Annotated in this window: 22 protein-coding genes and 1 tRNA gene; 20 read left to right on the forward strand and 3 right to left on the reverse strand. The window is 41.2% G+C overall.

Annotation, left to right across the window (positions count from 1 at the left end; translation table 11 throughout):
* Positions 1-277: 277 nt before the first annotated feature.
* Both CH365_RS18720 and CH365_RS18725 read left to right on the forward strand, forming a co-directional pair.
* Entirely contained in the window at positions 278-1,189 is a 912-nt protein-coding gene (locus tag CH365_RS18720; RefSeq protein ID WP_425268572.1) for a multiheme c-type cytochrome, read from the forward strand.
* A 180-nt stretch (positions 1,190-1,369) separates the two neighbouring features.
* A complete protein-coding gene (locus CH365_RS18725; protein ID WP_100770071.1) occupies positions 1,370-2,122 on the forward strand; it encodes a hypothetical protein in 753 nt (250 codons plus the stop codon).
* Positions 2,123-2,129: 7 nt separating this feature from the next.
* On the opposite strand, the gene CH365_RS18730 is transcribed toward CH365_RS18725, so the two are convergent.
* Both CH365_RS18730 and CH365_RS18735 read right to left on the reverse strand, forming a co-directional pair.
* Positions 2,130-2,213: transfer RNA gene (locus CH365_RS18730), tRNA-Leu, on the reverse strand.
* A gap of 23 nt (positions 2,214-2,236) precedes the next feature.
* A complete protein-coding gene (locus tag CH365_RS18735; protein ID WP_008595600.1) occupies positions 2,237-2,641 on the reverse strand; it encodes a PaaI family thioesterase in 405 nt (134 codons plus the stop codon).
* A 110-nt stretch (positions 2,642-2,751) separates the two neighbouring features.
* Between CH365_RS18735 and CH365_RS18740 the strand changes: the two genes are divergently transcribed.
* The 14 genes from CH365_RS18740 (at position 2,752) to CH365_RS18810 (ending at position 17,863) form a co-directional block, all read left to right on the forward strand.
* A complete protein-coding gene (locus CH365_RS18740; RefSeq protein WP_100770072.1) occupies positions 2,752-4,746 on the forward strand; it encodes a hypothetical protein in 1,995 nt (664 codons plus the stop codon).
* A 114-nt stretch (positions 4,747-4,860) separates the two neighbouring features.
* The gene (locus CH365_RS18745) at positions 4,861-5,442 is read left to right on the forward strand and encodes a peroxiredoxin (protein ID WP_100770073.1); all 582 of its coding nucleotides are present in this window, start codon (positions 4,861-4,863) and stop codon (positions 5,440-5,442) included.
* A 181-nt stretch (positions 5,443-5,623) separates the two neighbouring features.
* Positions 5,624-7,036 (forward strand): Fe-S cluster assembly protein SufB, encoded by a 1,413-nt coding sequence (gene sufB, locus CH365_RS18750; protein WP_100770079.1) that lies wholly within the window; start codon positions 5,624-5,626, stop codon positions 7,034-7,036.
* A gap of 47 nt (positions 7,037-7,083) precedes the next feature.
* The gene (locus CH365_RS18755; protein ID WP_100770080.1) at positions 7,084-7,977 is read left to right on the forward strand and encodes a tetratricopeptide repeat protein; all 894 of its coding nucleotides are present in this window, start codon (positions 7,084-7,086) and stop codon (positions 7,975-7,977) included.
* On the forward strand, positions 7,974-9,047 hold the full coding sequence (gene rlmN, locus CH365_RS18760; RefSeq protein ID WP_100770082.1) for a dual-specificity RNA methyltransferase RlmN: 1,074 nt from the start codon (positions 7,974-7,976) through the stop codon (positions 9,045-9,047). Before CH365_RS18755 ends, rlmN begins: the two co-directional genes overlap by 4 nt.
* Before the next feature lie 31 nt (positions 9,048-9,078).
* Positions 9,079-9,375: a Cys-rich protein gene (locus CH365_RS18765; RefSeq protein ID WP_100770083.1), complete on the forward strand. Its 297-nt coding sequence runs from the start codon at positions 9,079-9,081 to the stop codon at positions 9,373-9,375.
* Between the two features lie 40 nt (positions 9,376-9,415).
* Positions 9,416-11,140, forward strand: coding sequence for an ArnT family glycosyltransferase (locus CH365_RS18770; protein ID WP_100770085.1), 1,725 nt, complete (start codon positions 9,416-9,418; stop codon positions 11,138-11,140).
* A 181-nt stretch (positions 11,141-11,321) separates the two neighbouring features.
* A complete protein-coding gene (locus CH365_RS18775; RefSeq protein ID WP_100770086.1) occupies positions 11,322-12,758 on the forward strand; it encodes a M20/M25/M40 family metallo-hydrolase in 1,437 nt (478 codons plus the stop codon).
* Between the two features lie 68 nt (positions 12,759-12,826).
* Positions 12,827-13,729 carry a lysophospholipid acyltransferase family protein gene (locus CH365_RS18780; RefSeq protein WP_100770151.1) on the forward strand — a complete coding sequence of 301 codons (903 nt, stop codon included), beginning with the start codon at positions 12,827-12,829 and terminating at the stop codon, positions 13,727-13,729.
* A gap of 2 nt (positions 13,730-13,731) precedes the next feature.
* Entirely contained in the window at positions 13,732-14,895 is a 1,164-nt protein-coding gene (locus CH365_RS18785; RefSeq protein ID WP_100770087.1) for a helix-turn-helix domain-containing protein, read from the forward strand.
* Between the two features lie 92 nt (positions 14,896-14,987).
* Positions 14,988-15,869: a YHYH protein gene (locus CH365_RS18790; RefSeq protein WP_100770088.1), complete on the forward strand. Its 882-nt coding sequence runs from the start codon at positions 14,988-14,990 to the stop codon at positions 15,867-15,869.
* A gap of 12 nt (positions 15,870-15,881) precedes the next feature.
* Positions 15,882-16,433, forward strand: coding sequence for a toxin-antitoxin system YwqK family antitoxin (locus tag CH365_RS18795; RefSeq protein ID WP_100770089.1), 552 nt, complete (start codon positions 15,882-15,884; stop codon positions 16,431-16,433).
* Entirely contained in the window at positions 16,411-17,118 is a 708-nt protein-coding gene (locus tag CH365_RS18800; protein WP_100770090.1) for an SCO family protein, read from the forward strand. Before CH365_RS18795 ends, CH365_RS18800 begins: the two co-directional genes overlap by 23 nt.
* Positions 17,119-17,464: 346 nt before the next feature.
* Positions 17,465-17,863 (forward strand): type II toxin-antitoxin system VapC family toxin, encoded by a 399-nt coding sequence (locus CH365_RS18810; RefSeq protein WP_100770092.1) that lies wholly within the window; start codon positions 17,465-17,467, stop codon positions 17,861-17,863.
* Between the two features lie 12 nt (positions 17,864-17,875).
* Here CH365_RS18810 and CH365_RS18815 read toward each other — a convergent pair whose 3' ends face one another.
* Complete coding sequence (locus CH365_RS18815) at positions 17,876-18,724, reverse strand: endonuclease/exonuclease/phosphatase family protein (protein ID WP_244283316.1); 849 nt, start codon at positions 18,722-18,724, stop codon at positions 17,876-17,878.
* A 313-nt stretch (positions 18,725-19,037) separates the two neighbouring features.
* Here CH365_RS18815 and CH365_RS18820 point away from each other — a divergent pair, with 313 nt between their 5' ends.
* Genes CH365_RS18820 through CH365_RS18835 form a run of 4 tightly spaced genes read left to right on the forward strand, consistent with a single transcriptional unit; the run spans position 19,038 to position 24,571 of the window.
* A complete protein-coding gene (locus CH365_RS18820; RefSeq protein ID WP_086448446.1) occupies positions 19,038-19,544 on the forward strand; it encodes a cytochrome c3 family protein in 507 nt (168 codons plus the stop codon).
* 19 nt (positions 19,545-19,563) lie between these two features.
* A complete protein-coding gene (locus tag CH365_RS18825) occupies positions 19,564-22,626 on the forward strand; it encodes a TAT-variant-translocated molybdopterin oxidoreductase (RefSeq protein ID WP_100770094.1) in 3,063 nt (1,020 codons plus the stop codon).
* Positions 22,627-22,652: 26 nt separating this feature from the next.
* Complete coding sequence (gene nrfD, locus CH365_RS18830) at positions 22,653-24,020, forward strand: NrfD/PsrC family molybdoenzyme membrane anchor subunit (RefSeq protein WP_100770152.1); 1,368 nt, start codon at positions 22,653-22,655, stop codon at positions 24,018-24,020.
* The gene (locus CH365_RS18835; protein WP_100770095.1) at positions 24,020-24,571 is read left to right on the forward strand and encodes a DUF3341 domain-containing protein; all 552 of its coding nucleotides are present in this window, start codon (positions 24,020-24,022) and stop codon (positions 24,569-24,571) included. The genes nrfD and CH365_RS18835 overlap by 1 nt, the downstream gene beginning before the upstream one ends.
* Positions 24,572-24,579: the final 8 nt, after the last annotated feature.

Below are 24,579 nucleotides of genomic sequence, written 5' to 3' on the forward strand. Positions count from 1 at the left end.
CAACTTGCACATTGGACTCCGCCTTCTTCTTTCGGCCGCAATTATTACGGCCAGCTTCTTCTTAACGTTTTGTAAAGAAGAAGAATTTCATGAACGGCATTGGGTATTCCCCCTCGAATCCCAAGGCTCGCTTACAGTTGATCCGAACCCAGCCTCTTGCGGGAGCTGCCATTTACAACAGTTCGGTTCCTGGAAGTCGACTCTTCACTCCCGGGCCATCGGCCCGGGCTTTCTTTGGCAATTACCTCGGATCGGAAAACATGGATCCGAAAATTGTATGAACTGCCATAGTCCAAATCCAGAAACCAAAAACTTGTTACTCTTTCGTTTAGGCTGGGGAGAAGTTTCCGATTCCATTTGGAAACCGGGTAGTGAAGAAGGCGGAGTCCAATGTGCAAGTTGCCATCTCCGAAAAGGAAATGTTTATGGGCCTTTTCCAAAAGATGGAAATAAGGATAGAATATTCCAAAATGTGAATATTCCTCACCAAGGTTTTATTCCACAAAAGGAATTCGAAAAATCGGAATTTTGTAAAACCTGTCATCAATCTCCGGAGACGGCAAAACAAATAAATGGAAAATTTCTGATGGATACGTATGGCCAATGGAGAAGGTCGGAATTTGCAAGATCAAATGTCCAATGCCAAAATTGCCATATGCCTCATAGAAAACACGAATGGAAAGGTATCTCCGATCCGGAAATGGTAAAACGTGGAGTCCAAACTTTCTTACAGGTTGTACCAAAGGAAGAAGGCGCAGAAATTATCTCAGAATTGAAAAACACCGGGGTAGGACATTTATTTCCGAGTTATTCCGTTCCAAAAGTGTATTTAGAAATTCTGGCTGAGTTCGTAACGGGAGAAAGAAGAAAGATTTCCGAGAAAACTCTTGGCTGGATGTTAGATTTGGAATTACAAAAAGAAATTTTCGATACAAGACTTTCTCCTGGAGAATCCGCTTTTCTAAGCGCAAACTTATCCAAGGAAGAATTTTCCAAACTTAAACGGGTGGAGTTCATCGTCACAGTAGATCCCAAGGAGTATTATAAAAGAATGTTCCAGGACAATTGGAATTACAGAGACACATTCCGAGAAGATACAAAACTTTGGGTCTTGCCAAACCTAAAAAAAGCCCTCGCGGAAGCAAACTCGGCGAAGTATGAATTGGTTCGCCTTGAATGGAAGAAATAGGCACAGAGTTTCAAGAGGCACAAGGATGTTCTCACACAGATACACAAGGCCACGGAGAAAAGAGTTTTGTTGGAACTCCTACAGGCATACTTTCCATATAATAACCCTCAGTGTTTCTGTGCCTTTGTGTGAAAAAAACAATTTCCGAATAAACGGCCCTTCCTAAAAATCATCCCGAGTATGGGCTCTTTATTAGAAGAACCGGAATTTCCAAAATTGATAAGCGCATATAGAGAAGCTTTAAGAAGAAGATATTCCAAAAACAATCTTTCCAAGTATCCAAAGTTCTCTACAATACCGGAAGAGAAAGTGGATCTTCTCGTACGTTACTTTTTAGAGCTACTATACCCTGAATACGAGGGGAGGAAAAAATTAGACGGGGCATTCGAATCTTTGGCGGGATTTGTACATTCTCCACAAAAAGTATTCGGGTTATTAGGTTCTTTAAGTATGGCGGTATTCAAACTGGGCCGTCATTTAAGGTCTGCGTTCCAAGCAGGATTTGCCGCCCTACATTCTTATATAACCGCTCATAGATTCGAAGAGATCATGTTCTCCAAGGCAAAAGAATTATTAAAAGAAGGGAAAGATCTCACAAATAGATCCGTATTTAATCAGGTGCTTGCTTCCGTTTCTAAAAAAGACGCGGATCAATTTAGGGAAGATATCTTAAAATTATTCGCCACACTTTCGGATAAGGAACTTCTTTCTAAAATAAAACAACTTATGGACGCAGTCGTTAAGACAATGAAATCCAAATCTAAAACATATACTCGGCAAGAGGTAGAAGGTATTATGCTCGGTGCAGGAATTCTTACGAAGGGAGAAGAATTATTTGCCGGGATGACTAGAGAAGAAATGGATTTGATCTTAGAAGCGATTGATCAAGTGGAGAAGGATGCATTTGAAGAAGCGATTGCTTCTGGTAAGTAAATAACCCTGCCGACGGTCGGAGTCGAACCGACACGGGGTTGCCCCCGCTGGATTTTGAATCCAGTGCGTCTACCAATTCCACCACATCGGCGGGTTTTATAATTCCGTATTGGATCAGGAATCGAGTTCGATGTATTTGCCCTTACCGCGGGCAACAATCTTACCGATCTCGTTCTCTATTTCGGCTCTGTTTTCGATCACTTTTTTGTTCTTTTTCACGAACCAGCCACGTAAATGCAGAGGTTGATTTACTTGGGCAGGCTGTAAGAAGCGGATCGTTAACTCGCCAGTTGTTGTTTTAAAATTCATCGCTTCATTGATTTTGGCCATGATTTCGTCCAAAATAGTGGCAATGATTCCGGGATGGATCACGTCCGGGGACCCTTGGAACTTTTCAGGAACCGTGTAGTCACCGTAAGCGGTTTTTGTGTCCTCATCAAAGGTGATCTTTAACTGAAGACCGTCCGGATTATCAGGACTAGACCCGAAGCTCAGGTTTTCCCGAACCGTTGATTTCATATATGTCAAGTTATTACTTAACATTCATGGTGTCAATCCGAAAAAGCTACTGATTGCTGTTTAAGAACGACGTAATACTCTGTCGAAAATAATAGATAAGAATCTTTTAGATGACTGCACTTCTTTTATTACTAGGACTTCTTTCTGCAGGAGCAGGAGCGTACACTTTATTCCGAAATCCGAATCGATCTTCCGGAAGTTCTGCACCTTCTCCAGGTGGTGGAAGTGCAGGTGGAGGCGGCGGTCCAGGGTCGGGAGGTTCCGGTGCAGGAACTCCAGCTCCAGCTGATCGAGGAAAACTAGTCAATGTAGGAGACCAAGATTCTTCTCCATCATCATCATCCTCTTCTTCTCCACAAAAAGGTGGAGGGCAGGCAGAAGCAGAGAAGCCCGATCAAGAATGGAGTCCTCCTTCCGAAAGTGGTGAAAAACCTAACTACACAGGATTGAAGAAGAAGGAAAAATTACAACTTCCTCATGCAACGGATGATATCATCCGGAATAACTCTCGTTATGCGCATCATAGAAGACCTCTATTACATTCAGAAGCGTTAGTAGATAAAGAAAATTTCTTAGGTGCGTTGGAGATCTTAAAGAGAACTAACGCTAGAATTCCCGACTCGGATATTAATGAGAAGATCGACAATAATATCCAAGCAATCGAAGATCATTTAAACGCTCCTCCTGAAGAAGAAACTTATACTCCTGATGACCCGAATTATACAGGACCTCCTATTCCTTTGGGAGATTTGGTTAAAGCGATCAAGGATATCAGCCAAGCCTTAGGCGGAAGTCTCTCCCAGGGATTTGCAAATCCGATCCAGATACAAGCTCCACCCGGAACAGAAGCTCCAAAACTTCCCGCGGAATTACCCCCGGGCCCGGTATCTTATCAAATTATTTCTTATGCGCCTTCTTCCGGGCCAATACCTCCGCCACCACCGGGAGCACCTATCTCTTATTCTGCCGGAGTTCCTTCACCTCCTGGCCCTGGTGGAGGTCCTCCTCCAAGCGGCGGACCAGGCCCTGTAAGTCCCGAAGATTTTGCTCCTTCGGAACCTTCTCCAAAACCTAAGGATCCAGAACATCTTGATCCAAATGAGATGGATCTTCCAGAAGATACGTTCTTCTCGGATGAATGGGATAAGTTTAAGGACCTTCCACTTGTGGATAGAAGGACGGGAGAAGATCGTCGTTCCCAAGGAGAAAGAAGAGGAGGAGAGGGTTCCCGAAAAGATAGAAGGGGAGAAGACGATAGAAGAAAAGAAGATCTCTTTCAAGAGAGAGATGATTATCTAAAGAAGAAGGCGGAAGAAAAACGCCAAGAAAGAGAAGAGCAAGCATTAGAAGAACCTTTACCTCAGGATTGGCCTAAACCAGAATATCCTCTTTCCGATCAGATCCCGGGTTATGCCGCACCTGTTCTTCCTCAGCTAGATTTAGTTCCGATCCGTTTACCTGATCCGGAAGATAAAGTCGTCCGAGGAGAACCTGAAGGAACTCCTCAGGCGCCCGCACCGGCTCCAAGTGGAGAAGCTGCTCCTGCTACAGGTCCGATCGAGTTACCTAAGATAGATCTTCCTGATCCGATAGATGAAACAAAACATGAAGAATATACACCTGAGATTCCTCCACTTGCAGGACCAGGTGCCCCGACTTCTGCACCTTCTCCTGTTCCAAATGCAGAAGAAGCTCCTGAAATAGAAGTACTGGATGGAGGCCTAGAACCTTTAGACCAAGATAGGCCAGAAGGCCAGAGTGGAGGAGGGGACGACGAGCCTAAGATGATCCACGGTATTCTGGAGTTAAAACCTCCGGAAGTGGATGATGCTCCCTTCTTGACCTTGACCTATGATTTCGGAAAGATACCACATTCGTTCAAACTTTCCAAGAATTACAGTATTATGGAATACTCATATTATAAGTATAAACCTATGCTGATTAAGGCCCAGGAATTTGCCCGCCGCAAAATGTTGAAGAATGCTTTGAACTATTATCGCGTGATCAAATCGCAAAATATTCCTCCTGAACTCAGAAAGATGATCAATCGGAACATCAAGGATATCACAGAGTTCATGGAGAAATACCTGATGGCGAAAGGCTGAAAATTTGGCAGAGAAGTTTCTCCGGAAAAAAATTTTCAGATTTCCTAAAAAAGAAAAACTGCTTTCCATCCTGGCTGTCTAAATTTAGAATGATTCTAAATAGGAGAGAGCAAAATGCCTCAAGTTACTTCACTCGCACCGGACTTTAAAGCAGAAGCCGTAATCGGCCAGCAAATCAAGGAAATCAAACTTTCCGAATATAAAGGAAAGTGGGTTGTTCTATTCTTCTGGCCCCTCGACTTCACTTTCGTTTGTCCTACTGAAATCATCGAGTATGATGCAAAATTGGACGAATTCAAAAAAATCGGAGCGGAAGTTCTGGGAGTTTCCGTAGACAGCGCTTTTACTCACCTTGCATGGAAAAACACTCCTCGTAAACAAGGCGGATTGGGAGATATCAAGTATCCTCTAGTTGCTGACATAACCAAGTCAATCGCAAGAGATTACGGAGTTCTTACCGAAGGTGGAGTTGCTTTAAGAGGAACTTTCATCATCGATCCAGCCGGAGTAATCCGTCAGTCTACCATCAATGACCTTCCTGTAGGAAGAAACATAGACGAAGCAATCCGTCTGGTCAAAGCTTTCCAATACGTGGAAAAACACGGCGAAGTTTGCCCTGCAAACTGGGACGAAGGAAAGAAAACCATGAAAGCGGATCCGGAAAAGTCCAAAGAATACTTCTCCGCAGTAAACTAATCCAAATACTTACGGAAATCCGGCCTTCGGCCGGATTCTCCTTTCTGAATTTCTCCTGGTCACACACCTGTCCTCTTAAAACCTGGTTATAGGGCCCTCAACCTTAACGAAACTCGCCTTTCAGGCTTTCAAAAGGGTTGCATCTTTCTTTTCAAAGTCTAAGATATGGGAGAAGAATATTATGGCACAAGCACTTGAGATCATTTCCGACGAAGATAGATATTATCGTGCGGATAATTTTCCCAAAGGACTTACCCGCAAAGTGGTGGAGTCCATCTCCCATATTAAAAATGAGCCGACCTGGCTAACCGAATTCCGTCTAGAAGCATTTAAGGTTTTTGAAAGTAAACCTATGCCTAGTTGGGGATTTTTTCCCAACTTCAAAGTGGATATAGACGAGTATGTGCATTATATAGGTGCTAACCATAAGAAGAAAAAATCCTGGGACGAAGTAGATCCTGAAGTATTAAAAAGTTTTGAAAGACTTGGAATCCCTGAACACGAAAGAAAATACCTGGCTGGAATAGAAGCCATGGAAGATTCCGAGACTATTTACGCTAACGTTAAAAAGGAACTTACCGACTTAGGAATTCTATTCTGTGATATTGATACTGCGATCCGTGAATATCCTGATATCGTTCGTAAATATATCGGGACTGTAGTTTCCATCGGGGATAATAAATTTTCCGCATTGAACTCCGCGGTTTTTTCAGGCGGATCTTTTGCTTACGTTCCGAAAGGTGTCAAAACTCCTATGCCTTTGCAGGCTTATTTCAAAGTGACTGCAGCTTCTTCAGGTCAATATGAAAGAACTCTTTTGATTGCAGAAGACGGGGCAGAATTGGAATATTCGGAAGGATGTTCTTCTGTCCAAGACAAGGGCACAAATTTTCATACTGCAGTTGTGGAGCTGATTGCTCATAAGAATTCTAAAATATTCTATACTACCATCCAGAACTGGAAAAAGAATATGTATAACTGGACCGTTAAGCGTGGTCTTTGCCATGAAGCTGCTCATATCACTTGGACGGATGTGAATATTGGCGCAAACACGATCAAATATCCGGGTATCGTATTACAAGGTGATAATTCTACAGGTGATATTCTATCCTTAGCCTTTGCCGGCTCCGGTCAGATCCAAGATACAGGCGCAAGGATTATCCACGTAGGTAAAAACACCCGCAGTAATATTTTAGCAAAAGGTGTTTCCCTGGACGGCGGGATCAACTCTTACAGAGGTCTCGTAAAATTCACAACAGGTTCTTCTAACGCATATAGCCATGTAAAATGTGATGGTCTTATGATGGACGATCGTTCCCAGTCCCACGCTTATCCTTATAATGATGTAAGCGGGCAGAATGGAACCTTAAACTATGAGGCGACTGTTTCTCGTATAGACGAAGAGCAACTCTTCTATCTTCAGTCCAGAGGACTTTCGGAAGATGATGCAAAACTTCTAATCATCAATGGTTTTTGCGAAGGTGTGACTAAACACTTAAATGTGGAATATTCGGTGGAGATGACTAGGCTTATCAGAATGATCCTGGAAGACGGGAAAGTTATTTCTGAACATTCGGATTCTGCTGTTTCCTGACCGGAAAAAAGCTGGTATTCCTTTTAAAATCCGGTCATACAAATCGTATGCAGAAAGTATTGGGCATTTTCCTGGTAGTTGGTTTAATTTTGGCAGGGTTTCAGATCTTTTCTCCGGATGGGTCTGTTTCTTCTAACGAGGCTGAAAAATCGGACACACAAAAAGAAGAATCAACACCTCAGACTTCTTTTCAATTCTCTTCTCTTTTTTCCGAGATAACTGCGTTTATAGACCAATTGAAAAAAGAATCAGGAAGCACCAATGTTGTTGCTCCTGAAGTTCTTACAGACCAGGAACTGAATGAACTTTTTCAACAAGGTTTAGATTCTTATAATGCAGCCGAGTATGAAAATTCTATCTCTCAATATGATCGTTATCTCGCAGCGAATCCTAATAATTCTTCCGCATTGTATAATCGCGGCTTAAGCAAATATTATCTGAATAGATATACCGAGGCCGAAACCGATTTTGATTCCGCATATTCTATGGATCGTAAAAATCTGGATGCATTATTTTACAGAGGTTTAAGCCGTTTCGGTTTGGAAAGAAAGGAAGAAGGTTTGGAGGATATGAATCGGGCCATCGATTCGGGTCTCATCAAATCATATGCATTTGCGGAAAGATCCATCCAACTTGGTATATTAGAAAAAGCGAAAGAATCTTTGGCGGACGCTAAAAAAGCGGTACAATTGGATCCGGAATATCCGAGAGCGATCTTTTCTTTGGGGTTCGCTTATTATGCTTCCGGAAAATATAAGGATAGCGTAGATTCTTATTCCAAAGTTTTAAAGCTCCTACCGGACGATTCGATTTCTTATTTTAACCGCGGTTTGGGTTATGCTGCCTTAAAAAGAAAGGCAGAGTCTTGCAGGGATTATAAAAAATCCTGGGATCTGGGATACGAAAACGCAGAAAAAGAATATAAGGATTCTTGTAAGTGAACGAAACCCTTTCCAATTCTGAACTCCAGGAAAATAGAGCTGGAAAAATCCCGGTCAAGGGCCAGACCTTGGAAGAGCTCACCCGGATTATTTCAGAACTGGGAGAAAAACCTTTTAGAGCGAAACAAATCTATAATGGATTGTACACAAATCGTTACGAGTCCTGGGAAGAATTTTCTACAATCGGAAAAGACTTAAAGGATAAATTAAAGGAGAAGTTTTACTTCTCATCTATCAGTGTTGCCAAACATTTAAAATCAATAGACGGAACCCAAAAATTCACATTCGAATCCGTTCCTGGAAGCGGAAAAGAATTCGAATCGGTTTGGATCCCTTCCGGAGATGGTGGAAGAAAAACGATCTGCATTTCTTCTCAAGTAGGTTGCACTCTAAATTGTAAATTCTGCGCTACTGCTAAACTACCTTACCAAGGAAATTTAAAAGCAGGAGAGATCATCGATCAGATCCTTCAGGTAGAAAAGATCGTAGGCGATCGAGCTACCAATATTGTATTCATGGGAATGGGTGAGCCTATGCATAATTACTTTAATGTAATGCGTGCAGCGGAACTTCTGCATGATGGGGAAGCTTTAGGGATGGGCGCGAAAAGAATCACGATCTCCACCTCAGGAGTAGTGAACGGTATTCGTAGATTTATAGAAAATAAAGAACCTTATAATCTTGCAATCTCACTCAACCATCCTGATCCGAACGGAAGAAAAGAAATCATGGATATAGAGGAGAAATTTGCACTCCCGGAACTTCTAGATGCTGCCTTAGAATATACCAAAGTTCTAAAGCGTAGGATTACATTCGAATATGTGATGATCCCCGGTGTGAACATGAGCGGGGAAGACGCTAAAAAATTAGTGAAGATCGCAAGAAGACTGGATTGTAAAATAAACGTAATCCCTTTAAACACCGAGTTTTATGGCTGGAGAAGGCCCACCGATCAGGAAATAGACGAGTTTTTACGCCATCTGGAACCTGCAGGAGTTCCCATCTTGAATAGAAGGTCCCCTGGAAAAGACATCAACGGAGCATGCGGAATGCTCGCCGCAAAAAGTTGACCTTAGATCCGTATCGAATAACCTAGCTGGAATGAGGCTGTCTCTTTTTTCGACCTTATTCTTATTTTCTTTTATTATGATCGGGATTGCCGATTGTAAGGATCCTTACCAACAAAAATGCCAGGAGATTTGCGGTTTTTTCACCTCTTGTGTGGAAAAACAATACGCATCCAATGGGCCCATGGACGCCTCTCAAAAAAGTTTTATGCAGATTGAATGTGAGTCCGGATGTTTAAGAGAACAAGGATATGCAATGCCTTGTTACGAGTCCGAAAAAACATGTACTGGATTTTCACGTTGTCTCATGGAATCCGGGCTCATGGATTGATATTATCGTTTTTCTATTAAGTTTGGAGTATTATAAAAATATGAATTTCGTTCAGGATGGGAAAAACTCCTCTTTTGTGAAATATTCTATTTGGTTTCTTTTAGCAGTAGCCGTTCTGCCCTTATTTCTAACATTTCCCCTGGATGTGATCGATATTGATTCTTCCCAATATGCGGAAATCGGTAGGGAAATGACCGATAGCGGGAATTGGTTTTTTATTCGAGATAATGGTAGAAGATACCTAGATAAACCGATCCTTACTTTCTGGAAGATCAGTTCTTCTTTTACTCTTTTCGGTCAGAATAATTACGCGTTCCGTTTGCCTGCAATACTCATGACCCTACTTTCTCTCTGGGGAGTGTTTACAATCACCAAACTATATTCAGGAAATGTGAAACGTGCCTGGATTTCGGTGTTCTTATACGCGTTGTCTCCTGGATTGTATGCAATGGTGGTGGATCCTAAGATTGATGTATACGTGACTCCTTATATCATTTTAGTATTCGCTTTTTATTATTTAGGAACCAAAAAAAATCCTGCCTATTATTACGCGATGTATCTTGCTATGGGACTCGGCTTTATCACAAAAGGGCCGATCGCAGTCGTGATTCCAGGAATTGGAATCGGCGGGGACATTCTTTTTAGAAGGGATTGGAAGAGACTTCTTGGGATGAAATTGTTTCCTGGAGGGATATTAGCGTTAATTCCTCCGTTTCTATGGTCTATTCCTTTGTATTCGGAATTTAATACCTACGGACCTTATTTTTTCCTTTGGGTGCAATCTTTCGGTCGCTTTTATATCAAGATGTATGACCAAAAATTCAATCCTCTATTTTTCTACTCCAATTTCTCTTGGGCATTCGGAATATTCATATTACCGTTCTTGGCTTGGATCGGATCGAATTTAGTCGGATTCATCAGAGAGAAGGGTAAAAATCTATTTTCTAATATTCGAAAAAATGAATGGAGAGATAAGGATTTTGTCCCTGCTTTTTGGTTGTTCTTATTTTTGTTTTTGATCAGCTTTTCCAAATACCAATTGCCTCAGTACATTTACTGGTGCCTTCCTGCAGGAGCTATTATTGGCTCCGGCTTTTTGCTCAGACTGATAGAAAGTCCGGAAGGATCTCTTTCTTTTGCGGGTAAAATTTTAGTTTATCTAACTAGTTTGGGATTTGTGTTCGCAGGGATCTTATTTCCGATCTTGGTCTTAGATGTTCCGGTTTCCTATTATGTTTGGGTGGCAGTGTATCTGGGAATTGCGGCTATCGTTTTATTATATTTTAAGACGGAAGCCGTGCTCGGGACCTTAGTGGTATCCGTCTCCTTCTTCTTTACTTTGGTGAGTTTATATGCGTATCCGTTGCTTGTATCTTACCAACCTTCTAAGGAAATAGGAGAGATTATCCAAGAAGCAGAACCTGGAAAAGAAAAGTTTCTGATGTTCGGAGTTCCTGCCTCTAAAAGATCCTATGCGTTTTATTCCAAACGTTTGACCAGAACCTTATTTGATCCGGAAGTTCTGTTCGAAGCATTGCAGAAGGATGGAGAAAGAATGATACTCATCTCCGAAAAGTATATGCCTCATTTTGACGAATTTACTGCGGATCGAGTGGATCTGGATATTTTTGCAGAATATGAGAGTTACAAGGTAGCTACTCCCGAGTTTGGTTTTTTCTTAAAATCCAAACGAGATTCTTTGACCACCAAGGTGTATTTAGGAAAGATCCGATTTAAACCTGGGAAAGAAATTTCCAGAAAATGATCCTTCGAATTTTTTTTTTAAAAATATTAAAAAAGTTTAAGGGAAATTTTGTAAACCCTCCGAATTCTTAAGTAGGCTTTGTTATGAGCCTGGTTTGGTTTTGGTCCCAGGGTCCTCCTGGGGCTACTTTTCCCTATAAGTAATTCTCGACTTTTGATCATTCTTCTTTTAGAAATGACGAATGTTCGTTTCTCGCACATTTTTTTATCTTTGTTCAATCTTATTCTTCTATCAATGTGTCACATCCCCCATTAAGGACACTTCTCTAAAGGAAGAAAATCATATTCTATCCTGGGATAAGAGAGAGGCGGAAACAGTTAAAATTCTCACAGATCTGATTCGGATCAAATCGATTAGAGGAAACGAAAAACAAGTCGCAGAATATATCAGATCTATTTTCGAAAAAGAAGGTATTAAGACCAAGTTTGTCTCCGAGCCTGGATTTCCGGATCGAGTGAATTTAATCGCTGAGTTGGAGCCGAGTTCTCCCAGTTCCGAAAAAGGTTTAATTTTAGGAAATCATTTGGATGTGGTAGAAGCGGATCCGAAGGAATGGACGGAAGACCCTTTTGCAGGAACAATCAAAGAAGGTAGAATTCACGGAAGAGGTGCCTTGGATTGTAAAGGTCTTATAGCAATGCAGATTGTTTCCTTTTTGGAACTGAAAAGATCTGCGGTTCCACTTAAAAGAAAAATAATGTTCTTAAGTATGGCAGACGAAGAATCCGGAAGTGAAAGAGGTGCCAGATTTTTATTAAAAGCTCATCCTGAATTGTTCAAAGGTTACGGATATATGTTGAACGAAGGAAGTTTCGGGACCAAGGATGTCGCTATACCTGGAAGTATCATCTTCAATATCCAATATGCGGAAAAAGGAAATCTTTGGTTGAATGTTAGAGCAAAAGGGGACCAAGGACATGGAAGCACCCCAAGTCTAAATTATCCCAGTCTCAGACTTTTGAAATTTTTGACCGAAGTTTTGGAATATGATACTGAGATCCGTATCTCCGAAGAAACCCAAGGATTTTTCTATCAATTGGGAAGTATCAGCTCTTTTCCAAAATCATTTATATTAAAAAATTCAAATATTCCAATTTTAAGAGGCTTATTATACGGGCCGATTCGTTCCAGCAGGCAGCTGAGCGCTATCACTAGAAATACTAAGGCTGTTTCCGGCTTAAAAACGGAAGAAGGTAAAGGTCATAATGTACTTTCTTCCTTGGCGGAAGCAAAACTGGATGTGAGACTTCTTCCTGGGTTTGATCCTTTGGAATATTTAAAAGAGATCCAAAAGATAGCGGGAAAATATGAAGTAGAAGTGGAACCTGCATCCACTGTTAGCTCAGATAAATCTAAATTGGATTCTATTCTTTTCCAAACGATTGCTTCGGTTGCGACTCGCAAAATTCCAGGAAGTGTAGCCGCTCCTTTTATTTCTCCGGGTAAAACGGATAATGCATACTTTCGTCAAATAGGTTTGGAATGTTATGGGTTAATTCCAGTTCTTCTTAACGAAAAAGAGCTGACTATGCTTCATGCTAAGAATGAAAGTATTAGTTTGGAAAATTTGAAATTGGGAACGCAGATCCTCTTCGAGATATTGTATCAAATGAACTGAGGGTCTTTTTGCTTGTCAAAGAACCTACATCGAATCCTTATGTTCGAAAAACAAGAATTGGATCCACTTTGGTTCGCTATATTATTCCCTATATCTTTTTATACTTATTTTATCTACCGTTCAGAATTCTACCTTATAGAGCCTGCTTAGTTTACGGAAGATTTTTAGTACGTCTTCTTTATCCACTCGCTAAAAAACATCGTAAGATAGCTTACGATAATATTTCTTATGCATTCCCTGAATATTCGGAAGAAAAGAAGAAGGAACTAGTATGGAAAAGTTTTCTTCATATAGGTGATCTTCTTGCAGGTACTTTATTCGCTCCTCGTTTAAGCCGTAAATGGATGGATAAATATCTAGTCTATGATGCAGAGTCTTTGGCAATCGAACAGAAAACGATCCAAGATGGGGTGGGAGTTGTTTTGATCTCAGGACATTTTGGGACCTGGGAAATCCTTGTACAATTTATGGGGATTAGAATGAAGGGAGGAGGGATTTATAAAAAAGTCCGAAATCCTTATGTGGACAGACTCATTCATAAATTAAGAAGTAAGAATGGAATCAAGTTGGTTTCTACTGAAGAGTCCAGCCAAGTTACTAAGATGTTAAAACAAGGATACTGGGTAGGATTCGGTTCGGACCAAAATGCAGGTAAGGTCGGGATCTTTGTAGACTTCTTCAATCGTAAAGCTTCTACTTACCAAGGTCCTGCGTTGATGGCGTATTTGACCGGCGCAAAGATGTTACTTTATTCTGTTTTATGCGGAGAGAAAGGAAAGGTCATGGTTCGCGTTAAGGATCTTGGCTTCGTAGATAAATCTGCATTTTCGGATAGAGAAGCTGCGATCCGCCATTATACTGAAGTTTGGACCAAAGCATTAGAAGAAGAAGTTAAACTATATCCTGAACAATATTTTTGGGTACATAGAAGATGGAGGACCAAACCGGGAGATTTTCCGGGTCAAACTTAGTTATGGTTCCTGCGATACCGATCATTTCGTTTACAATCTGCGTTTTTTCCGCCTTTTTAATTTTTACCAAACGACCTAGGTATCCTTTCGATTCAATTTATTCTGTATTTACGATCTTTCTTTCGGTACCCCATTTAGGGCATTTGCTTGCCTATAGATTCGAATGGGGTCCTGAGTTTTTAGATTTTACCATCCTATTTCCTTATACTTATGGTCCATTATTATTATTGTATATTCGAAATCTGACAACGGAAGGTAAGAGTTTCAGAAGAACGGACCTTCTTCATTTTGTTCCTTTTGTATTCCTCCAATTTATACTTTTAGCCAAGTTGTTCTTTTTCCAAAGTCCCGAAGAAGAATTGTATCCTCATGAATGGCATAGGCCGAGTAGGGGATTTCATCCAAACGGCGGATTATTGGTCACTTCCATGTTGGTGTATTCCATTTGGACGTTTTTACTTTTGAACAGACATAGAAGGAATATAGTAAATCATTTTTCTAATATAGATGGTATTAAGGATTTACGATGGATGTATTGGAGTTTAGTTTTATTCGTAATTTCTACCTGTGTCCATTTTTTGTTAGAAGGTTTGCTATTTACGGACCTTCCTCCGGAAACCTACGAGCCGAGACTGATCAGAGGAGCAGCCGTTTTAGCATTCTCCGTTTTTTTCTGCTGGTTCGGTGTAAGACAAACCGTGGTTTACACTCATAGAGAACTGCATGCATTTAAGACAAAAACTTCAAAAGAAGAAGAGGAGGTAGAAGAAGAACGCAAAAAATACGAAAAATCCGGACTAAGAGAAGATATGATCCCAGAGTATCTATCTAAGATTCGTGGTTATATGGAGTCTGAAAAACCTTATAAAGATTCCGAATTTTCTATCGATCTACTTTCCGAAAATACGGAAGTTCCAAGATTCTATATCACACAAATCTTAAGCGAAACGTTGGAAACAAATTTCTATAATTTCGTAAACGAATATAGGATCAAAGATATCATCTTTGTTTTGGGAAATATTTCGGAAGAACGTCCGAATTTTTTGAGATTGGCCCTTGAGTATGGGTTCAATTCCAAGTCCACTTTTAACACTTCTTTTAAAAAAGTCACAGGGAAGACACCGACACAATATCTGGAAGAAATTTCCGAAGTGAGTTCACGTTAAAATTTTAAAAATATGGTTCGAGCCGATTGGGGCGGTCGAATTCATTCGAAAGATCTCGTAGATTATTCTAAACTAATAAGTTTGGAGTAGTTATGCTTCGATTACGATCTGTCCTACTGATTGCTATTGCAGCTTTTATTTGGAATTGTGATAATTCTGGAGGGAGTGATCTTTCTTCCACAGCGGTTTTATTGGCCGCTTCTCAATGTACACCAACAACCACCACTACAATGCCCACAACTCTTACGTCCACTGCGTCTTGCCCCGCTGCGATTAATGAGTCTAATGATGATCTTGGTTTTGGGGGGCCTACCTGTGTAACTAGCATTGCTGCAGAGGCTCCTTGCTGGATGAAGACCAGTTTTCACTGTGTGACTATTACTGTAGAAGGTTCCAATTATGTGATCACAACCAATGATCGGCCTCCACATAAAAGCACCTACTATACTGGTACGGATAGTACTTACACTGAGAGCATGGACTCAGGTTTCCATACCAATCCAAATCATATTATTACCCAGAATATCACGATGACGATCCCGACTACTCCTACAGTTACGGATTGTTCACAATCCAATGCAGGAACGGATTCTGTCGGAATTACAACATTGGGTGTTGTGATCTTCAATAACCAGGCGGCTCCTGGAGATTCTTTTGCAACTGAATATTATACAATGGACCCATCTCAAGGCCACCCACAGAATACTGGAAAATATCATTATCATACGGAGCCTTATAAAATCACAAATGATGATGATAATATGGTAGGGATCATGCTGGATGGTTTCCCAATTTATGGAAAGAAAAATCAATCAGGTTCTTATCCTACATTGGATTCTACCACACATACCACTTCCTGTACAACTACCGAATTTGTTGATTCGACTTATTGTTATCACGTGGAAAACCAAACAGGTTTAAACGGATACATCATAGGGAGTTATTTCAAGGGAACTCCAGGTTCCGTAGACTAATCAGAGGTTAGATTGAAGTTCTATTTATTCACGATCTGCTTTCTTCTAGTCGCTTGCGATCCGGCTCGGGTTGTAAGCACTGATCCTTCTATTACTCGAAATGGAAGGGTTGTTTTTTATGGAGGAGAAAAGTTCTACGGCTTTTTGGAATCAAGGACGGAAGAATTGGGAATCGTCCGTGTAACTTCTTACAAGAACGGTTTGCCTGATGGAATCGAAAAAGATGTACATTCTAACGGCCAAGTTTTGGCAGAAAGAGAATTTTCCCAGGGGAAGAAGATCGGAACTCATCTTGGTTGGTTTCCCGACGGTAAAAAACGTTTTCATAATGAATACTCAGAGGGGCAGTTTCACGGCTCCCAATGGGAATGGAGAAACTCCGGTACATTATATTCTTACGCAAAATTCGATCATGGAAAAGTGGTTGGAAAGAAGATGTGGAGAGAGAACGGGCAGATCTATATGAACTTTGTGATCTATCAAGGACGAGCATATGGGATGACGGGCGGAAAATTATGCAGCCAAGTTAGAGGAGATGAAGATGGGAATACGGTCCTATTTTAAAATTTTATTCTGCAGTTTGATTTTAATCTCTCTTTCGATCGGTTGTTCTAAAGATCCGAAAGAGGAATATTCGCAAGAAATCACCGACTTCTCCTTACCTCAAAAGGATAAACTTCCTTTATATTATGGAAAAGATCTTCAACCGGTCTGGGAGAATAAAAATACTTTTAAACCAAGAGAGATTTCCAAATTTATAATGAAGGATCAGGAGAATCAGAATATTTCTGAAGTGTCCTGTAAGGGAAAAATTACTGTTGTTTCCTTTTTCTTTACTAAATGTGCCGGGATCTGTCCTACAATTACTAATAATTTGAGTTTGGTGCAGAAGGAATTCGAGGCCGACACCAAGATCCAAATTTTGTCCTTCTCCGCCACACCTGATTTGGATTCTCCTCAGGTTTTAAAAGAATACGGATCCAAACGAAAAATCCGTTATGAAAAATGGAAACTTCTGACAGGAAATCAAAAAGAAATTTATGCTTTAGCAAGAGATTCATTTAACGCGGACACAGCGATCCCGAAAGAAAACGCTAAAAAGAAGCTCACTGAAAATGATTTCCTTCACTCGGATCATGTGTATCTTTTAGATTCTCAACTTAGATTACGCGGAATTTATAATGGAAAGATGAAGTCTTCTATCCAGGAATTGAATTCAGATATAGAAGTTTTGAGACGAGAACTTTGATTTAATTATAAACATAGGATATGCTGAGTTCGTGTTAGCTAGCAAATATGGACGTAACACGAACTTGGAATTGATATTCCGCGTGTTCGAAGTGATTTGAAATCAATGTAGTTGACGAATTAAAAAAATATAAATATCCTTGGGTCATGAAAATGACAGCTACAGGACTCAAATACCGATTCCCATTAGTGCGATTTGAACACGAATCAGAGCCTACTACGAAAAAACGAATTCCAACGAATCAAGTTGGAACACCCAAAAAAAGAATACTAGGAATTTTAAAGGGAAAAGCTTCCTTTAAAATCTCCGATGATTTTAAAATGACAGAGGAGGAATTCCTGAATCTGTGAATTATCTATTGGATACACATGCAATCTTATGGGTATTATTTCAGCCGGAGAATTTATCTTATAAAGTTGAATCAGAAATTTTAAACCAGACGAACCGGATCTTTATTAGTAGTATTTCTTTGTGGGAAATTTCACTGAAATTTTCTCTAAGAAAGATGGACTTACAAGGAATTACACCAGAGCAACTGCCTAAAAAGATCCGAGAAGCTGGATTTGAATTTATCGGAGATTCTCCTGAGATATTTGCGAATTATTATAAGCTGCCGACCGGGAAACATACAGACCCATTCGATAGATTTCTGGTTTGGCAAGCGGTAAGTTTTGATTTTGTGTTTATTACAAAAGATAGATACTTAAAGGAGTATAACCCTCTGGGTTTAAGATTGTTTTGGTAAAATTATGAGCCATCATCTTTCCAATAATAAATCCGCGCTCACTGGACAATGATCCGAAAGGCCTTTTTCTGCGCTTGGATTCCCGTCAAAATTGCCATCGTCAGATTCGAACTTGGTTTGGATAAAACTTCCTTCTTGCCATTCCATATTCGTGATCAGGTAATCTATAAAGCCGTCATTGTGTTGCCAACAATCCGATTTTTGTTTATAGTTCGCTATCTTAAGTTTTAGATTTTTTTGAAGAATTTTCCAGAGATCTATTCTTCTTTCCAGAACCTCATTAAAATCTCCTAACAAAACAAATTTACCTAGGGAAGGCAGAATATCCTTCAATACAAGTATCTGTTCCTTTCTTTCCTTCTTGTCCTTTGGAGAATGTCCCGCTTTCAAGTGAACTACTAAGATAAAAACTTTCTTACCATCGAAATTGAACTCTGCAAGAAGTCCCTTTCTCAGGCCCGGGCGAATGGAAAGTTGTTCTAATTCGCTGATAGTCGGTTTTCCAAGTTCCTTCTTCCAACATAATCCTAACTCTTGAGAATAACCTGGAGTAACTGTCGCTGTGCACTCATATTCATTTATTATAATATGCTGAAGTGCGGTTTCGTTTTCTATTTCTTGGAATCCGATTATGTCGGGATGATTGGAAAGAATTATCTTTTTTATTTTGGCAAAATCTTCTTCCGTTCTATGCCTTCTATCTTTAGGAAACTTATGTGAATCTCCTATCTCATCATATAAAAAGTAGGAATTGAAGCTTGTGATTTTAAGTTTTTTTATGGGACCTTTCGCGATAATGGAGATTGTTATTAGGAAAGCGAAGGGAATTCCCAGAAATCGGATCAGTGGGCAGTGCATCATTCTTTCCAAATTAGATTTTTGAATTCATATTTTAGTGATATGAGAAAGTAAAATCCAGGAATTTTCTTAATATTAAGAACGACCGTTCTAATCATATCTATCATAAACTTAGGTTTTGTATTCGAGATCTTTTATCTTCTAAAATAGACCTTCTTCAATACAAATGGTATCCATTTAATTGATACTAAGTCTCAAAGAAAAATGCAAGAAATCGCCAAACCAATCGCGTTTTTAGGCGTTTACTTGCAATTTTAACCTAAGCCAAAATCCTTGTTCCCAAACCTTATTTTGGAACCCACGGGACTTCTCACGAATGAATAAGAAAGCTTTGAAACTTTCGGTTCCGCTTATTGCTATTGCAGCAGTGGCTTACCTGATTTTTTCTCCCTCCAAATATGTAGGCTACTCTCCGGATCAGCCTATACCTTTTAACCACAAGATTCACGCAGGTGATAATAAGATAGATTGTCGTTATTGTCATACTGGTGTAGAAACAAGCGCGCACGCAACGGTTCCGAATACTTCTACTTGTATGAACTGTCACTCGCTTGTTGCAAAGAACAGCCCAGATATAAAATTTTTGAGCGAAAGTTACACGAACAAGAAACCGATCGAGTGGGTGAAAATCCACGACCTTCCGGATCATGTTCAGTTCAATCACTCTCGCCATATCTCAAGAGGCGTGGATTGTTCGCAATGCCACGGCAATGTAGCTGAAATGGTCAAGGTCAAGCAGGTAGCATCTCTGAATATGGGATACTGTATCAACTGCCACCGGGAGAACAATGCTCCTACCGACTGTTCCACCTGTCACAGATAATCAGGAGATAGCATAACAGATGGATAAAAAGAATTTCCAGAAAGAAAAGAAAGCTCACTGGCTCTCCCTCGAACTGAAAGATAACGAAAAAGAAACGAAGGACCTAGCACGCTCTGAATTTTTCACTTCTCCGGATCCAGTAATCGCAAGAATTAAATCCGGCGAGTTCGATCGTAAAACTTTCCTCAAATTGATGGGTGCGGGAGTCGCAATGACTTCCTTAAATTGTGTACGCAAGCCTGTCGAAAAAATCGTTCCATACGTGGATCTGAAAACTGACGAAGGTACTTTTGATTTCGTAAAACACGGACAAGCGTATTACTATGCTACCGTATTTAACGGAACCGGTTACTTAGTTAGATCTAAAGACGGACGTCCTCTAAAATTAGAAGGAAACGAAGATCACCCTGTTTCTCAAGGTGCTCTTGGTGCTTCTGGCCAAGCTGCTATTTTTGATCTATATGATCCAGACAGAGCACAAGGTCCGGCGGCAATTTCCGGCGGAAAAGTGGAGAATATCCAATGGGCCGCTTTGGATTCTAAAGTTCAGGAAGCTCTTTCTAAGAACAAAGGTAATACTGTAATCGTAACTAGACCTCTTGATTCTCCTTCTACCAAAGCGATCATCGCTGACTTCTTAAAAGCAGTCGGTGGGGGACAACATTTAGAGATCTCTATCACTTCTCCGGAAGATGCAATTTCCAAAGCTCAAGCGGCTTCTTACGGAAAGGCACTTGTTCCTAACTATAATTTCGAATTGGCGAACACGATCCTGTCCATCGATTGCGATTTTATGGGTGGATGGTTGTCTCCTGAAGAACACCAAAAGGATTTTGCAAAACGCAGAAACCTAAGAGATGGAGCAAAGGATCTTAACTACTTCATCGCTGCCGAATCCGTTCCTACTATGTCTGGATCTAACGCGGATCTTAGACTTCCGATTCGTCCTGGTGACCAGTCCAAACTGGCTCTTGCAATTGCTGCGGGTCTGGGAGAATTAGGAGCAAATACTAAGGATGTTACCGGAGCTTCTACAGTAGAAAGTCTCGCAGGAGAACTTGGAGTTAGCGCAGAGGGAGTCCGTAAAACTGCAAAAGCACTTTGGACAAACAAAGGTAGATCTCTTGTGGTAGCCGGTGGTCTTGCCGCTTCTACTAAAGAAGCTGTGGATCTTCAAATCCTTGTGAACTTCTTAAACTCTACCTTAGACAACGACGGTAAGACTGTTGATTACGCTACTCCTAAGAAAGAAGGGTTAGCGGATTATTCAGGTAACTTAAATAAACTTACTGAAGCATTAAAACAAACTAAAGTAGGAGTTCTATTCCTCTACGATACCAACTTGGTTTACCAAGCGGGAGATTCTTGGAAGGACCTTCTTCATAGAGCTGCTTTGACTGTAAGTCTTGCTGACAGGGCGGATGAGACTGCGCTTGCTTCCAATTATCTGGCTTCCACTACTCATTTCTTAGAGTCTTGGGGAGATTCAGAAGGAACTAAGGGAATATTCTCTATCCAACAACCTGCGATCCGTCCTTTATTCAACACTCGTTCTTTCGAGGACAGTTTGATCGCTTTCGCAGGCGGATCTCTTTCTAACGAAAAATCGTTTTACGAATTCGTAATGAACTCTTGGACCAAAAAACTAGGTTCTAAACAGAAATGGGAAGAACTTCTCAGAGTTGGAACCACAGTAAGGGCTAAAGACCGCAGCAAAACTGCAAGTGCTACTCGTGGCTTCAATAAAGCGGCCCTGAAAAAGCCTGCAAGTTATCCTGCTGGAATCCGTTTGGCTCTTTATGAGACAAGCTCCATCGGAGACGGTAGAGCCGCGAATAACTCTCTATTACAAGAGCTTCCGGATCCTGTTACCAAGGTTACTTGGGACAACTACGTAGTTATTTCTCCTGCATTGGCGAAAGAAAAAGGGATCCAATCCAATGATGTGGTTTCCGTTAAAACCACCAAAGGTTCTATCGAACTTCCTGCTCAGGTTCAACCTGGAGTTCACAAGGATACGATCGGAATCGCTGTTGGTTACGGTAGAACTGCAGCTGGTAAAGTAGGAAACGAAGTAGGTAAGAACGCTTATGCTCTTGCAGAAGATGGAGTATTCTCTGGAATTTCCGTGACTTCTCTCGAGAAAACAGGCAAAACCTACAAGCTTGCTTGCACCCAGCACCACCACGTTTTATCTCCAGGTTTCGGATACGAAGATCGTCCTTTGGTTCAATCTACTTCTTTGGAAGAATGGAAAAAGAATCCAGCTTCCGGAGTGAAAGAATCCGAAATTCCTAAAATTAAAAAAGACGGTAAGATGGTCTACGCAGCCGGAGCAAACCCGGTTCATGAATACCCTGGTTATAAATGGGGTATGGCTATCGATTTGACTGCTTGCACCGGTTGCGGTTCTTGCGTCATCGCTTGCCAAGTAGAGAACAATATTCCTGTAGTAGGAAGAGACGAAGTTAGAGTGGGTCGCGAGATGCATTGGCTTCGTATCGACCGTTACTATATCGGTGATCCTGAAAAACCGGAAGATCTACAGATCGCTCACCAGCCTATGATGTGCCAACAGTGTGATAACGCTCCTTGTGAGACTGTTTGCCCTGTTGCAGCTACCGTTCATAGTTCCGAAGGGATCAACGACATGGTTTATAACCGTTGCGTTGGAACTCGTTACTGCTCTAACAACTGTCCTTACAAAGTTCGTCGTTATAACTGGGCTCAACACTGGTATAACGATACCGGAGCCGAAAAAGGATCCAGAACTCCGAGATATCTCGGACTCAATCCTGAAGTTACGGTTCGTGGTAGAGGGGTTATGGAAAAATGTAACTTCTGCGCTCATAAGATCGCAGAGGCTAAAATCCATGCTAAGAACGAAGGTAGAACTCTTAAAGACGGAGAAGTTCGTTGTGCTTGCGAGCAAAGCTGTGCAGCAGATGCGATCAGCTTCGGTAATACCAACGATAAAACTTCTAAGGTTTCCAAACTTAGTGCGGATCCTAGATCTTTCCGAGTTCTCGAGTATTTAAATGTCGGTCCCCAGGTCGCATATCTGACCAGGGTAAGAGCTTAATCCGGAGTAATTAAAGCGCTATGTCTATACCTAACGCAATCAAAGAAGCCCTGGATATCCAACCCTTAGTCACTGGCGGCAAGTCCGTCCGTGACGTTACGGAGGATATCCTCAAGCCGGTAGAAGCTTTCCCCACTTCCTTGTGGTGGAAGGCTTTCATTCTGGCTCTTACCATTACCGTAATCGATTTAGGTATCATCGGATACTTGGTATACGAAGGTCTTTATATCCTCGGGATTAACAATCCTGTAGGTTGGGGATTTTTCATTGTAAACTTCGTATTCTGGATCGGTATCGGTCACGCAGGAACTCTGATCTCAGCGGTTCTTTATCTGTTCCGCCAAGAGTGGAGAACCGGTATTAACCGTGCTGCAGAAGCGATGACCATTTTCGCGGTGTTAACTGCTGCATCCACTTTGATCATCCACATCGGACGTCCTTGGATGGGATTTTGGTTATTCCCTTATCCGAATGAAAGAGGACCTCTTTGGGTGAACTTCAGATCTCCTCTGATCTGGGATACATTTGCGGTTTCCACTTACTTGAGTATCTCTCTTGTTTTCTGGTATATCGGTTTGATCCCGGATATCGCAGCTGTGAGAGACAGAGCGACCACTCCTATTCGCAGAAAGGTATATGATATTCTTTCCTTCGGATGGGTTGGATCCAATAGAGCTTGGTCTCACTTAGAGACTGTTGCGATGATCCTCGCTGCATTGTCTACTCCTCTGGTTCTTTCGGTGCACACGATCGTATCCTTCGACTTCGCTGTTTCCATCGTTCCTGGATGGCACACTACGATTTTCCCTCCTTACTTCGTTGCCGGTGCGATCTTCTCCGGATTCGCGATGGTGGTTACTCTGATGGTAATCGCAAGGGAAGTCTTCCAACTGAAAGATTATATCACCATGAAACACTTGGAAAACATGAACAAGGTGATCATGGTTACCGGTTTGATCGTGGGTCTTGCTTACTCCACTGAGTTCTTCATGGCTTGGTATTCAGGAAACGAATACGAAGGATTTACCTTCGTAAACAGAGCATTCGGACCTTATGGATGGGCATACTTCATCATGTTCAGCTGTAACGTGTTTGCGCCTCAGGTATTCTGGTCTAAAAAACTTAGAAACAGCATCCCTGTGATGTTCATCGTTTCCATCATCGTAAACATCGGTATGTGGTTCGAACGTTTCGTGATCGTAATGACATTACACGCGGACTTCTTACCTTCCAGCTGGGATAAATACATTCCAACGGTTTACGACTTCATGATGTTACTCGGAACCTTCGGTATCTTCTTCACTATGTTCCTTCTCTTCTGTAGATTACTTCCAGTAATCGCGATCGCGGAAGTGAAAACAGTAATGCCTCATAAAGATGGAGGTCATCATTAATGTATACTCCTAAGAAAGAACAGTTTCATACTTTCGAAGAAACAGAGCATGGAGTTTTCGGACTATTCGATACTCCTGCTCAGATCATAGACGCGGCTCAAAAAACAAAAGAGAAGGGTTATACCAACTTCGATTGTTTTACTCCATATCCTGTTCACGGACTGGATGATGCAATGGGTCTTGCACGTTCCGGACTTCCTTGGGTGACCTTCTTCATGGGGCTTTTCGGATGTATCACCGGTTTCTCTATGCAGTATTTAACTCATAAATACGATTGGCCGATCAATATTTCCGGAAAAAGTTTCAACGCTTGGTTCGCATATATTCCAATCACATTCGAGTTTACAGTGTTCATGGCTGGACTTTCCACAGCTGCAGCTTTGTTCTTCCTGGCTAAACTTCCAAGAACCGGTCGTAAGGTTTTACATCCGGACATCACTACCGACAAATTCGCACTTTGGATCCCTTCCAACTCCGCGAATTATTCAGAAGGTTCAGTGACCGACTTTATCAAAGGCCTCGGCTCTAAACATGTCGAGACGGTGAAATAGGAGAATTT

The organism is Leptospira neocaledonica (assembly GCF_002812205.1).
Lineage (GTDB): Bacteria > Spirochaetota > Leptospiria > Leptospirales > Leptospiraceae > Leptospira_B > Leptospira_B neocaledonica.

What these genes read in the sequence shown, in the direction of transcription:
- CH365_RS18755 (WP_100770080.1), top strand. Translation starts at nt 7,084, where the DNA reads ATGCAGAAAGTATTGGGCATTTTCCTGGTAGTTGGTTTAATTTTGGCA.
- CH365_RS18725 (WP_100770071.1), top strand. Translation starts at nt 1,370, where the DNA reads ATGGGCTCTTTATTAGAAGAACCGGAATTTCCAAAATTGATAAGCGCA.
- CH365_RS18835 (WP_100770095.1), top strand. Translation starts at nt 24,020, where the DNA reads ATGTATACTCCTAAGAAAGAACAGTTTCATACTTTCGAAGAAACAGAG.
- CH365_RS18740 (WP_100770072.1), top strand. Translation starts at nt 2,752, where the DNA reads ATGACTGCACTTCTTTTATTACTAGGACTTCTTTCTGCAGGAGCAGGA.
- CH365_RS18815 (WP_244283316.1), bottom strand. Translation starts at nt 18,724, where the DNA reads ATGATGCACTGCCCACTGATCCGATTTCTGGGAATTCCCTTCGCTTTC.
- CH365_RS18775 (WP_100770086.1), top strand. Translation starts at nt 11,322, where the DNA reads ATGTTCGTTTCTCGCACATTTTTTTATCTTTGTTCAATCTTATTCTTC.
- CH365_RS18765 (WP_100770083.1), top strand. Translation starts at nt 9,079, where the DNA reads ATGAGGCTGTCTCTTTTTTCGACCTTATTCTTATTTTCTTTTATTATG.
- CH365_RS18770 (WP_100770085.1), top strand. Translation starts at nt 9,416, where the DNA reads ATGAATTTCGTTCAGGATGGGAAAAACTCCTCTTTTGTGAAATATTCT.
- sufB (WP_100770079.1), top strand. Translation starts at nt 5,624, where the DNA reads ATGGCACAAGCACTTGAGATCATTTCCGACGAAGATAGATATTATCGT.
- CH365_RS18720 (WP_425268572.1), top strand. Translation starts at nt 278, where the DNA reads ATGAACTGCCATAGTCCAAATCCAGAAACCAAAAACTTGTTACTCTTT.
- CH365_RS18820 (WP_086448446.1), top strand. Translation starts at nt 19,038, where the DNA reads ATGAATAAGAAAGCTTTGAAACTTTCGGTTCCGCTTATTGCTATTGCA.
- CH365_RS18735 (WP_008595600.1), bottom strand. Translation starts at nt 2,641, where the DNA reads ATGAAATCAACGGTTCGGGAAAACCTGAGCTTCGGGTCTAGTCCTGAT.
- CH365_RS18825 (WP_100770094.1), top strand. Translation starts at nt 19,564, where the DNA reads ATGGATAAAAAGAATTTCCAGAAAGAAAAGAAAGCTCACTGGCTCTCC.
- CH365_RS18800 (WP_100770090.1), top strand. Translation starts at nt 16,411, where the DNA reads ATGGGAATACGGTCCTATTTTAAAATTTTATTCTGCAGTTTGATTTTA.
- CH365_RS18790 (WP_100770088.1), top strand. Translation starts at nt 14,988, where the DNA reads ATGCTTCGATTACGATCTGTCCTACTGATTGCTATTGCAGCTTTTATT.
- CH365_RS18745 (WP_100770073.1), top strand. Translation starts at nt 4,861, where the DNA reads ATGCCTCAAGTTACTTCACTCGCACCGGACTTTAAAGCAGAAGCCGTA.
- CH365_RS18785 (WP_100770087.1), top strand. Translation starts at nt 13,732, where the DNA reads ATGGTTCCTGCGATACCGATCATTTCGTTTACAATCTGCGTTTTTTCC.